The organism is Streptomyces sp. NPDC001750, assembly GCF_042892615.1.
GTDB lineage: Bacteria > Actinomycetota > Actinomycetes > Streptomycetales > Streptomycetaceae > Streptomyces.
Map to the genome: position 1 here is coordinate 42,463 of NZ_JBIAUE010000037.1, position 12,297 is coordinate 54,759.

At 72.7% G+C, this 12,297-nt stretch carries 7 protein-coding genes; 4 read left to right on the forward strand and 3 right to left on the reverse strand.

Annotated features, from left to right (window positions below):
* Positions 1–116: 116 nt before the first annotated feature.
* Positions 117–1,694 (forward strand): NCS1 family nucleobase:cation symporter-1, encoded by a 1,578-nt coding sequence (locus tag ACFYY6_RS34310; RefSeq protein WP_389197232.1) that lies wholly within the window; start codon positions 117–119, stop codon positions 1,692–1,694.
* Here the strand turns inward: ACFYY6_RS34310 and ACFYY6_RS34315 are convergent.
* Positions 1,657–2,445 (reverse strand): hypothetical protein, encoded by a 789-nt coding sequence (locus tag ACFYY6_RS34315; RefSeq protein WP_389197234.1) that lies wholly within the window; start codon positions 2,443–2,445, stop codon positions 1,657–1,659. The two genes, ACFYY6_RS34310 and ACFYY6_RS34315, sit on opposite strands and share 38 nt — an antisense overlap.
* Positions 2,446–2,864: 419 nt before the next feature.
* On the opposite strand from ACFYY6_RS34315, the gene ACFYY6_RS34320 reads away from it, so the two are divergent.
* The 3 genes from ACFYY6_RS34320 to ACFYY6_RS34330 all read left to right on the forward strand — a co-directional run bounded on the left by ACFYY6_RS34320 (position 2,865) and on the right by ACFYY6_RS34330 (position 9,005).
* Positions 2,865–4,337 (forward strand): amidase, encoded by a 1,473-nt coding sequence (locus tag ACFYY6_RS34320; RefSeq protein ID WP_351522164.1) that lies wholly within the window; start codon positions 2,865–2,867, stop codon positions 4,335–4,337.
* Between the two features lie 523 nt (positions 4,338–4,860).
* Positions 4,861–7,407 carry a SpoIIE family protein phosphatase gene (locus ACFYY6_RS34325; RefSeq protein ID WP_351525609.1) on the forward strand — a complete coding sequence of 849 codons (2,547 nt, stop codon included), beginning with the start codon at positions 4,861–4,863 and terminating at the stop codon, positions 7,405–7,407.
* 263 nt (positions 7,408–7,670) lie between these two features.
* Positions 7,671–9,005, forward strand: coding sequence for a glycosyltransferase family 87 protein (locus ACFYY6_RS34330; RefSeq protein ID WP_351525607.1), 1,335 nt, complete (start codon positions 7,671–7,673; stop codon positions 9,003–9,005).
* A 191-nt stretch (positions 9,006–9,196) separates the two neighbouring features.
* Here the strand turns inward: ACFYY6_RS34330 and ACFYY6_RS34335 are convergent, their stop codons facing one another.
* Both ACFYY6_RS34335 and ACFYY6_RS34340 read right to left on the reverse strand, forming a co-directional pair.
* Positions 9,197–10,261: a biotin/lipoate A/B protein ligase family protein gene (locus tag ACFYY6_RS34335; protein WP_351525610.1), complete on the reverse strand. Its 1,065-nt coding sequence runs from the start codon at positions 10,259–10,261 to the stop codon at positions 9,197–9,199.
* A gap of 394 nt (positions 10,262–10,655) precedes the next feature.
* Positions 10,656–11,810 (reverse strand): glutamate--cysteine ligase, encoded by a 1,155-nt coding sequence (locus ACFYY6_RS34340; protein WP_351525608.1) that lies wholly within the window; start codon positions 11,808–11,810, stop codon positions 10,656–10,658.
* Positions 11,811–12,297: the final 487 nt, after the last annotated feature.

A 12,297-nucleotide genomic window follows, 5' to 3' on the forward strand; every position in this document is an offset into this window, starting at 1 on the left:
ACGGTGGTGGGCCCGCCACCACCGTCGTACGCCCCACGGCCGTAAGTCCCCCACGTACACGCACGGCACAGCCCCGCACCGCACGGCACCGCTCCCGAGCGAAGGGTCCAGCCGCCATGACCTCGACCGTCCCACCGACCCCGCCCACACCGCCTCTCCCACCGGCATCGCCGCACGGCCGGACGACCGACGGCACGGACCGCGTCGAACTCGCCCCGGGCGACGTCCCCGCCGACAGTCGTTTCGCCAACGAGGACCTGCTGCCCGTTCCGCTGGAACGGCGCCGCTGGACGACGTACAACTTCACCGCGCTCTGGGTCGGCATGGCCCACAACATCCCGTCCTGGTTGCTCGCCTCCGGCCTGGTGGCCCTCGGCATGGACTGGAAGCAGGCCGTTCTCACCATCGCGCTCGCCAACGTCATCGTGCTCGGACCGATGCTGCTCACCGGACACGCCGGGCCCAAGTACGGCATCCCGTTCCCCGTTCTGGCCCGGGCCTCCTTCGGGCTGCGCGGTGCGAATCTGCCCGCCCTGATCCGGGCGGCGGTGGCCTGCGCCTGGTTCGGCATCCAGACGTGGATCGGCGGCGTCGGCATCTTCACGCTGCTCGGGAAGATCTTCGGCGGCTGGGCCACCGCCTCCGTCGTCGCCGGGCAGCCGTGGACGCTCTGGCTGTGCTTCCTGTTCTTCTGGGCGCTCGAACTCGCCATCATCTACCGGGGGATGGACGCCCTGCGCCGGTTCGAGAACTGGGCGGCACCGTTCGTCATCGTCGGCGCCGCGGTGCTGCTGATCTGGATCGCCGTACGGGCGGGCGGCTTCGGTCCGCTGCTGGACCAGCCCTCGCGGCTCGGCTGGGGCAAGGAGTTCTGGCCCGTCTTCTTCCCTTCCCTGATGGGCATGATCGCCTTCTGGGCCACGCTCTCCCTGAACATCCCCGACTTCACCCGCTTCGGGGCCGGTCAGCGCGCCCAGATCCGGGGCCAGGCGCTCGGACTGCCGACCACCATGACGCTCTTCGCGCTGCTGTCGGTCCTGGTCACCTCCGGTTCGCAGGCCGTCTACGGGGAGGCGATCTGGGACCCGGTCCAGCTCGTCGCCAGGACCGACAACGTCTTCGGTCTGCTCTTCGGCCTGGTGACGGTGCTGGTCGCGACGGTGTCCGTGAACATCGCGGCGAACGTCGTGTCACCCGCGTACGACCTGGCGAACGCCGCCCCGCGCTTCATCGGCTTCCGCACGGGCGCCCTGATCACGGGCGTCGTCGGCGTGCTGATCATGCCGTGGAAGCTCACCGGCACGCCCGAGCTGTACATCTTCACCTGGCTCGGACTGGTCGGCGGGCTGCTCGGCACGGTCGCGGGCATCCTGATCGCCGACTACTGGATCGTCCGGCGCACCGTGCTCGACCTCCCGGACCTCTACCGTCCCGGCGGCCGGTACTGGTACGCGAACGGCTGGAACCCGCGGGCCGTCGTCGCGTTCGCGGTGGGCGGCGTCCTCGCGATCGGCGGCTCCCACTCCGCTCCCGGCACCGGCCCCTTCCCGGCCGACGGCCTGATCCCGTTCCTCAAGCCGCTCGCGGACTACGGATGGGCGGTCGGGCTCGTCTCGTCGCTGCTGCTGTACGTGGTGCTCAGCGGCCGGTCCGCGCTCACAGGGGCGCCGTCGTACGGCCCGGCAGAGCGTTGATGTCGTACGTCTCGTCCGGCGGCGGGGTGGTCGCGGGCACCGGCGTGTCGAACGCCGAGAGGTCCGCGACCGCGTGCGCCCCGCCGCCCTCCACCGTGATCCTCAGTGGGTAGGGCCGGCCGGTGGCGGCGACGTACATCGTCAGCGTCCGGCCGTCCCTGATCCGGGTCAGCGGTACCACCGGGGCTCCGTCGAGCGTGGTGCGCCTGCCCTTGTTCAGCGTGCCCCGGTCGTTCTCCGCGTTGTCGACGACCAGTCGGCGGAGATGGTCCAGATCGCATCCGGCCGTCACACCGTGCAGCCTCGGATCGTCGGCCGGAGCCCTCAGGTACCGCCCGTCGAGGATCGCGGCGAACGCCGGGCCGCCGACCGGCACCTGGTTCTTCCAGAAGTCCGCGTCGGGCTTGAGCCACACGTCGTCGGCGCGCTTCACGATCCGGACCGAACCCCGGCCGCCGCCGAGGTCCACCGAACCGTCGCAGTTGCCGTCCCGGTCCATGGTGAGCGTCAGCTCCGCCGACGGGTTGCGGCCGCTGAGGTCGCCCCGCGAGCCGAGGTGCAGGGAACGGACGCCGAGCAGCGCGTCGCGCGAGCGGTCGGCGATCTGCTGGGCGGAGAGCGTGTCGATGCCGTTGTCCGCCCGGGCCGTACCGCCCCCGAGGACGCCGCCGCTCACGAGCCCCGCCACCGCCCACAGGGCTGCGGCCAGGGCGATCCGGCGTGCGCCGGTGCGTCGGGTGGTGGTGATCACGGCGCCTCCCTCCACGAGCCCGTAGGGGCCGGTCCAGGCGTGCGGTCCGATCCATCCGAGCGTACGACGCAGCGGGATGCCGTGCGCGACGGCGCACGCCGGGGCGGGCGGGCCGCGTTGCGCCGTCGCCAGTGCCGGGAGCGGCAAGGTTTGCCCGGAAGGAGCGTCGTCCGGTGCGTGCGATCGCAGGGCGGAGGACCGCCCTCGTACGGGACGTACTCGGGTGAGGCGACAACGTGGCGAGGTGCCGTGCCGGGCGTCGCGAGCCGGTGAACCTTCCGGCCGCGGCACAGGGAAGACCGCTTCGGGCCCAACGGTTGAGCGGACCGTCCCGAACTGGTTACCCTCCGGTAAGGGCCTGCGGTCATACGGGTGCGGGCGCGGCGCGCACCCGCCGACACGAGGAAGGCGGGCAACCCATGTCCTCAACGGAAGCCGTGGCGGCCACCGGACCGGCCCACCCGACCGGACTGGCCGACAGCGCACGGGAGCTGGCCGAGGGCCGCACCACCTCGGAGAGGCTGGTGTCCGAGGCCCTGGCCCGTATCGAGGCGTGCCACGACACCCTCAACGCGTTCCGTCATCTGCGTGCCGATGCCGCGCTCGCCGAGGCGGCCGAGGCCGACCGTCGGCTCGCGGCGGGGGAGCGGCTGCCGCTGCTCGGGGTGCCCGTCGCCGTCAAGGACGACACCGATGTCACCGGGATGCCGACCTACTTCGGCTGCGGCGGCGATCTGCCCTCGGCCGCCGCCGACAGCGAGGCCGTGCGACGGCTGCGGGCCGCCGGTGCCGTGATCGTCGGCAAGACCAACTCCTGCGAACTCGGCCAGTGGCCGTTCACCGAGGGCCCCGCCTTCGGCGCCACCCGCAACCCGTGGCACACCGGGCACACCCCCGGCGGCTCGTCCGGCGGATCCGCCGCGGCCGTCGCCGCCGGACTGGTGCCCGCGGCCCTCGGGTCGGACGGCGCCGGCTCCGTCAGGATCCCCGCGGCCTGGACCCACCTCGTCGGCATCAAACCGCAGCGCGGCCGGATCTCCGTCCACCCCCACAGCGACGCCTTCCAGGGACTCACCGTCAACGGACCGCTGGCCAGGACCGTCGCCGACGCGGCCCTGCTGCTCGACGCGGTCGCCGGGCCCCACCCGGACGATCCGCACCGCCCGCCCGCCGTCGAGGCATCGGCCGCCGCCCGCCGCGAACCGGGCCGGTTGCGCATCGCCCTGGCCTGGCGCCCCCCGCTCACCCTCACCCGTGCCGAGCCCCACCCCGACGTGCGCCGGGCCGTCACCGCCCTGGCCGAGACGCTCGCCCTCCTCGGCCACGACGTCGAGGAGGCCCGGCCCCGCTACGGGCTGATCGGGCTCGGTTTCGTCCCCCGCGCCACCGCGGGGATCGCCGAACTCGCCGCCCGCCATCCGGACCCCGCGCTCCTCGACCCCCGCACCCGCAGCGCGCTGCGCACCGGAACCCGGCTCGGTGGCCGGGTGGTGCGCGCGGCCAGGGCGCGGGAAGTGAGCCAGCACCGCCGGATCGGCGCGTTCTTCCGCGCGCCCGGCGCGGCCACCGGCTACGACGTGCTGCTCACTCCGACGACCGCCCTGCCGCCGCCCCCGATCGGCAGGTTCGACGGGCTGAGTGCCTGGCGCACCGACGTGGCGATGGCCGAGGCGTGCCCGTACGCCTGGCCCTGGAACGTGCTGGGCTGGCCGGGCGTCAATGTTCCGGCCGGGTTCACCTCCGAGGGGCTGCCCGTCGGCGCCCAACTGCTCGGCCCTTCCCGCAGCGAGGAACGGCTGATCTCGCTCGCCGCTCAGCTGGAGGCGGAACGCCGTTGGTACGAGTTCCGGCCGCCCGCCGCCCGTCCCGCCCCGGCCACGGGCGGGCGGTGACCTTACGGCCTCGCCCACGATTGCCAGCGGCGTCGTAGCGTCCGGGACCTCCGCCTCCGGCGTTGTCGTCAGTCCCCGACGCTCCTTCCCCGAGCTCTCAGCTGCTTTCGAGCAGGGGAGACCCCATCCGACTCCCTCCTCCGCCTTGGATTCGAAGGCCCCAGACGCCGCTCCTTCCTCCACTGCCCATCGTGGGCGAGGTCGTTACCGTTCCGTCCCCTCGTGGTCGCGTCGGCGGTCGGCCTCCGGTCGGACGACGGCGGTTCGAAGACGGGCCCCGGCCGGTCGGCCCGTCGCCGGACCACCCGAGCGGCCCACCGGACCCGTGACGAGCGATCGCGCCCGCCGGCCATGCCCGGCGGATGCCGGCTCCCCGCCGACGGCATGTGCCGCATGCCCCCGACGACTCCCCGCGCGCACCGTTGTCCGCACGGCGGGGCGCCGCCGACGTTCGCACCGGAGCGCCGCAGGCAGGACCATGGAGTGGAGTGGAGTGGAGTGGAGTGGATGGGTGGTGAGCAGTATGGCGTCCGCAGGCCCGCAGTCCGCGCCCGGCGCCGAACCGCCGCAGCCCAGTTTCCTCAGCAACCTCCACACCGCCTTCGACACGGCGAACGACGCGACGGCGGTGCTCTCCGGAAGCGGAACGGTCATCGGATGGACGCAGAGCGCACAGGACCTCCTCGGGTACCGCTCCGCCGAGGTCGTCGGGCGCCCCGCCGCGTTCCTGCTCGCGACGGCCGGGGACCCGGTCCGCGTGGCGGGAATCGCCGAACGGTGCCGTGCCGGCGCCGGGTGGACCGGGGTCGGCGAGGTGCGGCGGCGCGACGGCCGGCGGACCGAGGTGGATCTGCGGGTCTCCGCCTCCTTCCAGCTGGACGGCCGGGAGGCGTTCCTGGTCTCCGCCCGGGAACGGAGGGCGGAATGGGTGGTGGGGCAGTCCGTGCTGGACGCATTCCTGACCAGTTCGCCGATCGGCATGGCCGTGATGGACCCGCAGCTGTGCTACCTCTGGGTGAACGACACCCTGGAGCGGATCGGCGGCGTCCCGCGCGAGCAGCGCATCGGCCGCCGCATGAGCGACGTGCTCCCGGGGCTGGAGGCCGACGCCATCGAGACGCTGATGCGCAGGGTGCTGGACACGGGCGTCCCCGTCATCGACTACGAGTACCGGGGCTGGAGCTGGGCGGATCCGCACCGACAGCGTGCGTATTCCACCTCGTTCTTCCCGCTGACCGACGGCGAGGGCGCCGTCAGCGGCATCTGCTACATGGTCACCGACGTCACCGACCGGTGGAAGGCCCAGCAGCGCCTGGCCCTGGTCAACGACGCCGGAGCCAGTATCGGCAGCACCCTGGACGTCATGCGCACCGCCCAGGAACTGGCCGACTTCGCGGTGCCCCGCTTCGCCGACCTCGTCCTCGTCGACCTGCTGGAACCGGTGGCCCGCCCCGAGGAACCGGGGCTGTGGCCGGGCGACCCGGGACACGCGCCCCCGGGGGGCCTTGCCACGCCGCTCTCCGGGAGGGGCGCCGTGCGTACGAATGCCGCCTCGTCCCGGCCCAGGATGCGCCGCGCCGCCATGAGCTCGGTGCGGGAGGGCGTCCCGGAGGCGGTCTGCCGGATCGGGGACCTGGTGGACTTCGTGCCGCCGCCGTACGACGCGCGGTTCCTCGTCGAGGGCGAACCCGTCCTGATCCCGGTCCTCGAATCCCTCAGCCGTCTGCTGAGCGTCGAGCAGCCGGCGCGCGCGGAACGCATCCACGAATTCGGGCTGCACTCCCTCATCGCGGTCCCCATGCGGGCCCGGGACACGGTCCTCGGGCTGACCACCTTCGTGCGCTCGGTGAACCTGGTCCCGTTCGAACCGGACGACGTGCTGCCCGCCCGCGAGCTGGTGGCCCGCGCGGCGATGAGCGTGGACAACGCCCGCCGCTACACCCGCGAGCACGCCGCGGCGCTCACCCTGCAACGCAGTTTGCTCCCGCACACCCTGCCCGGAGGGATGGCCCTGGACGTGGCGTCCTCGTACCTCCCGGCGGACGCCAAGGACGGGGTCGGGGGAGACTGGTTCGACGTGATCCCGCTCTCCGGAGCCCGGGTCGCCCTGGTCGTCGGCGACGTCGTCGGACACGGCATCAGCGCCGCCGCCACCATGGGCAGGCTCCGCACCGCCGTCCACACCCTCGCCGACATGGACCTCCCGCCCGACGAACTCCTGGCCCACCTCGACGACCTCGTGCTGCGTCTGAGCGAGGAGGAACCCGAGGGTGGGGCGAGCGGCATGACCGTGCTCGGCGCCACTTGCCTGTACGCGATCTACGACCCGGTCACCCAGCGCTGCACCATGGCCCGCGCGGGCCACCCGCCGCCCGCCGTCGTCTCCCCGGACGGGCGCGTCAGCTTTCCCGAATTGCCCCCGGGACCACCGCTCGGGCTGGGCGGAATGCCCTTCGAGACAGCGGAGATCGACCTCCCGGAAGGCAGCCTGATCGCCCTCTACACCAATGGCCTCATCGAGGGCCGGGACCGGGATCCCGAACTCGGCATGTCCCGCCTCGGCGGCGCCCTGGCCCAGTGCGGACTGCCCCTGGACGCGCTCTGCGACTCGGTCGTCGAGCAGCTGCTCCCGGCCCCGCAGCCCGACGACGTGGCCCTGCTGCTGGCCCGTACCCACGAGCTGAGCGCCGAGCACGTCGTCTCGTGGGAGGTGCCCTCCGACCCGGCGGCCGTCGCGGGCGTGCGGTCGCGCACCGCACGTCTGCTGCGCAGCTGGGGCCTGGAGGAGCTGGAGATGACGACCGAGCTGATCGTCAGCGAACTGGTCACCAACGCAGTGAGATACGCGACGGGACCGATCCGGCTGCGGCTGCTGCGTCAGTCCGTCCTGATCTGCGAGGTCTCCGACACCAGCAGCACCTCACCGCGGCTGCGGCACGCCAGGACCACGGACGAGGGCGGTCGTGGCCTCTTCCTGGTCGCCCAGCTCACACGCCGCTGGGGCACCCGCTACACACCCGAGGGAAAGGTCATCTGGACCGAACAGGATCTTCCGCGGACCGGCGGCTGAGTCTCCCGCGGAGCGGCGACGGAATCTCCTGCGGAGCGGCGGCCGGGAGGGGTTCACCGACCGTGTTCCGTCCGCGCCGCACGCGGCGGCCCCCGTCGCGTGATCATGTGCGCACGCGACCATATGATCTATGACCGGTGAGTATAGTCCCGTGCATGATCTCCGCCTTCCCCCCATGTGATCAGTCCGTACGCGGGGTGCGCCCATGCGCGCACCGTGTGGTGGTGCCCGGTCCCCGAATATCCGACCGGGGCTGGTGACGGATGTCGACAGCGATTCGGAAGCAGGAACCGGGAGCCGGATCCGGGCCCGCGAGCGGTACGTCGACCCGGAAGCGGCGCTGGGACTGGCCGGTGCTGCTGGTGTGCGCGGTCTCGGCGCTGGCGGTGGGGCTGTCCTCGCCCTCGGGCACGGCGCAGGAGGCCTGGGGCCTGGCCGCCGCGGTCGGTTACGGCTGCGCGGCCGTGGTCGCGCTGAGTTCAGCCACGCCGTGGTCCCGGGTTCCCGCCGTCGTCGCGACCGCCGGATCGGTGGTGGCCCCCCTGCTCTACCTCACCGTCGTCGGCAAGGCGCAGATGGAGGTCGGGGTCGTCGAACGGTCGGCCGACCTGCTGTTCTCCTCCGGCACCGTGTACAACGACGCTCCGCACGTGGTGCCGGACTTCAACCCGTACCTGCCCGGAATGGCGCTGTTCGGCATTCCCCATGTGCTGTTCGGCGACACCCCGTTCACCAGCGCCCGGCTGTGGTTCGCGCTCGGTTTCCTGGCCGCGGTGATCGGTACCGTACGGGTGCTGACCAAGGGGCGGGACACCGAGGGCGGTGCGGGCGGCGCCTTTGTCCCCTCGGCCGTGACGGGCGTGTTCTGGCTGGTCGCCTGCCCCGTCGTCGCGCTGCCGCTGACCATCGGGGGCGTCGACCCGCCGGTCGTCGGACTCGTCTGCCTGGCCCTGGCCTTCGCGGACCGGCGCAACGACCTGGGGGCGGGGCTGGCCCTCGGCGCCGCCGCCGCGCTCAAGTGGACCGCCTGGCCGGCCATCCCGGTGATCGTCGCCCTGTTCGCGGTGTGCCTCGGCAGGCGTGCCGCCGTCAGGAGCGCGGTGCTCGCCGTCGGGATCGCGGTGCTGTGCACCGTGCCCGTGGCGCTGGTGGACATGGACGCGTTCTACCAGAACGTGGTCCTCTACCCGTCGGGACTGGCCGAGGCGGCGTCGACCGCGGCGAGTCCGCTGCTCGGGCATCTGATCGTCACCCTGGTCCCGCACGGGCAGACGGTCACCATGGTGCTCATCGGGCTGAGCGCCCTGGGCGTGGGCGTGTCCCTGCTGGTGCGTCCGCCGCGGACCCCCGTCGCGGCAGCGGACCGGCTCGCGCTGGGGCTGCTCTTCGCGATCGTGCTGTCCCCGGCGACCCGCATCGGCTATGCCATCTTCCCCGTCGTCCTCTTCGTCTGGCCCCGGTTCGCGGCCCGTCTGACGGCGGGGCAGGCCACGGAGCCCGGGAACGAGGCGGGGGAGGCCGGGACCTCGCGGGCCCGGACCGCTGTGCCGCGGCAGCAGGAAACCGGGCGGAGCCTGACCGGTACCGCCGACCTGTAGACGCCGGCTCCCTCGGGGCCGCCCGCTCGTGCGGACGCGGTCCCGAAGCCGCCCCCCACAGCGGCACACCGACATCGAAACCGACACCGCCCCGCCGCTCGCACGCGGTGTGCGACCGGCGGGGCGATGTCGTGGCGGGTCACGGACCCCCCGCAAATCACGGACCCCCGCAGATCACGGGACCAGGGCGGTCACGGCACCCGGGCGGTCCATTCGGCGGTGGTGAACTTGGTGCGTACGAGCTCCTCGGCCCTGGCCATCTCCTCCGGGGTGACCTTGCCCGGGGTGAGGCCGTGGCGCCTGCGGAAGGACTCGATCATGTTGTCGATGACGGTCTCGCGAGGGAGACCGGTCTGCCGACGGAGGGGGTCGACGCGCTTCTTGGCGCTCTTCGTCCCCTTGTCGGACATCTTCTCCTTGCCGATGCGCAGGACGTCGAGCATCTTGTCGGCGTCGATGTCGTAGGACATGGTCACGTGGTGCAGCACGGCACCGGGACCGCCGCCGGCGCCCACGATGCGCTTCTGGGCCGCACCGGCGATCTTCCCGATCTCGGTCGCGATGTCGTTCAGCGGCTGGTACCAGGCCTTGATGCCCATGTCGCCGAGCGCCCCGAGCACCCAGTCGTCGAGATAGGCGTAACTGTCGGCGAACGACAGGCCGGAGACCAGGGCGTCCGGGACGGACAGCGAGTACGTGATGGTGTTGCCGGGCTCCACGAACATGGCACCGCCACCGGACACCCGCCGGACCACCGTGACGCCGTGCCGTTCGGCACCGGCCGGATCGACCTCGTTGCGCAGGGACTGGAAGCTCCCGATGATCACGGCGGGGGAGGCCCACTCCCAGACCCGCAGCGTCGGCGGGCGACGGCCCGCGGCCACCTCGGCGGTGATGACCTCGTCGAGCGCCATGTGGAGGGCGGGGGACTGCGGGCCCTCGTGGATGAGCTGCCAGTCGTAGTCGCTCCACTCGGTGGCCTGTGCGAGGGCCCGGCGCACGGCGACGGCGATTCCCTCGGTGGTGAGGCCCAGCATCACCGTCGAGTCCGGGAGGACCGCGTCGATCCGGGCGGCGAGCCCGGCGGTGTCCGTGTTGGCCGGAGCGCCCTCCAGCGCCGCGTCGATCGCCAGGATCGCCTCGTCGGGTTCCAGGAAGAAGTCCCCGGCCACCCGTACGTTCCGCAGCGCCCCGCCCTCGACGTCCAGATCGACGACGACGAGCTTGCCGCCGGGGACCTTGTACTCACCGTGCACAGCCATGCCTCCAGACCCGACGGCCTCTTGTGTACTCGGGCGCCGATCCGTGCGTGACGACGCCCACTGCCGTGGAGTCTAATCCGTACGATTTGCGCACCGGGCGGGCCGGCCGAGCCGAAGACGCGCGGGTCCCGACGCGGTTCCCAGCGGCCCTGACGGCCCTGACGGCCCTGACAGGGCTGACAGGGCTGACGGTCCCTCTGGGACCGCAGAGTTCCGGCGGGGTGCTAAGGGCTGTCCTGTAATCCGTGGCGGATCGGCGCGCGGCGTCAGATGTGGTGCATCGCAAGGCGGAGGGGTGCCCGCATACGGGACGTATGTGGGCGTTCCGACAACGCGGCGAGGTACCACGGCTGTCGTCGGGCGCCCGTCAGGGATTACGGGACAGCCCTTAGGCGGGCAGTGGAGCGCGGGTCTGTTCGACGAGCAGGGCGGTGACATCGCTGATCCGGCCTTCGCGGGCGTGAGCGGCCCGCTGACGATGTGCTCCGCTGCCGCAGCGGAGCAGCCGGTCGACGAGGCCGGTGACGACGGTGGTGTCGCCACAGGCGTCCAGACCGGGCAGCGCGGCCTTCATCATGCGGTCGAGCAGGGCGCGGGCGGGTGTCAGGGTGCCGGTCGTGGTGTCCACGCCGTTCCCCTCCAGGCCGTCGTGCGCGGCCCGCCACAGGGCGAGACGGAGAACCCGGTCGGGTACCTCGGCGGCGGGGCGGCCGTCCGCGACGGCCTGGAGCGCCGCGGTGGCCAGTCCCCGGACGAGAAGGGCGAGCAGCAGTGCCTCCTCGGCGGTGGCGGCCACGTCGGCGACGCGTATCTCCAGGGTGGGCAGGCGTGGGGCGGGCCGGATGAACCAGTACACCATTCCCGGATCGAGGGCGGCACCGCCGTCGAGCAACGCGTCGACGGCGCGGTGGTAGTCGTCGGGCGTGCGGTACAGCGGCGGGGGGCCGGAGGAGGGGAGCCGGGACCAGAGGATGTTGCGCCAGCTGGCGTGGCCGGTGTCCCGCCCCTGGTAGAAGGGCGAGTTGGCGCTCAGCGCGAGCAGGGTGGGCAGATGGGGCCGCAGATGGTTGGAGACGGCGAGGGCGGTGGGCAGATCGGGCATGCCGATGTGGACGTGGCAGCCGCACACGGTGTGGGACTCCACCAGATCGCCGAACCGGTCACTGATGTGCCGGTAGCGGGGCTTGTCGGCCAGCGGGAGCGGTACGGGGGTGCCGAACGGGGCACAGCCGGCGGCGACGAGACCGAGGCCGTGCCGCTGAGCCGCCTCGGCCAGCGCGCGCCGGGCCGCCGCGAGATGGTGGTGGGCCTGGTCGGCGAAGCGACAGACCGGAGTGGCGGCCTCCAACTGGAACCGCGTGATCTCCTCGGTCAGCATGCCGGCCGCGGGGGCGGCGGGAGCGGCGGCCCGCAGGACGAGGGGCGCCTGTGCCGCCGGACGGCTCGTCTCCGGGTGCAGCAGGAGGAACTCCTCCTCGATGCCGAAGGTGAGCGGGGCGTCGTCGTGGTGCGCGTTCGGCGGGTTGGTGCGACCGTGTGCCATATGCGACTCCGTTCCTGCGGGGCGGAGGTGCTTCCCCGCATCAGAAAGCTGGTGTCGACGTGACCGGTCGGGCAGAGGAACCGCCCCGCGGCCCGGGTCACGTGGGTGAGGGCGCGTGCTGACGGTGCGTCGGGGAACGTGGGGCCGGGTCAGGGTTGCATGTTCGGGCCGGGCTGACCAGGCCGCCCCCCGAACGGGTAACGACCTCGCCCACGTTGGCGGTGGGAGAAGGAGCGGTGTCTGGGGCCTTCGAATCCAAGGCGGAGGAGGGAGTCGACGCGGAGCGTCGGGGACTGACGACAACGCCGGAGGCGGAGGTCCCGGACGCTGCGACGCCGCTGACAATCGTGGGCGAGGTCGTAAGCGCCCCGGGACACCACCGCGCAGAAAGCGGTCCGGGGCCGTGTGGTGGGAAGTCACCACACGGCCCCGGACCGGGACAACGGCAGGGAAGCCCGCGTTGTCAGCCCTTGCGGGCCTTGATCTC

Coding starts and splice junctions, on each gene's coding strand:
- ACFYY6_RS34320 (WP_351522164.1), top strand. CDS start 2,865: ATGTCCTCAACGGAAGCCGTGGCGGCCACCGGACCGGCCCACCCGACC.
- ACFYY6_RS34310 (WP_389197232.1), top strand. CDS start 117: ATGACCTCGACCGTCCCACCGACCCCGCCCACACCGCCTCTCCCACCG.
- ACFYY6_RS34330 (WP_351525607.1), top strand. CDS start 7,671: ATGTCGACAGCGATTCGGAAGCAGGAACCGGGAGCCGGATCCGGGCCC.
- ACFYY6_RS34340 (WP_351525608.1), bottom strand. CDS start 11,810: ATGGCACACGGTCGCACCAACCCGCCGAACGCGCACCACGACGACGCC.
- ACFYY6_RS34325 (WP_351525609.1), top strand. CDS start 4,861: ATGGCGTCCGCAGGCCCGCAGTCCGCGCCCGGCGCCGAACCGCCGCAG.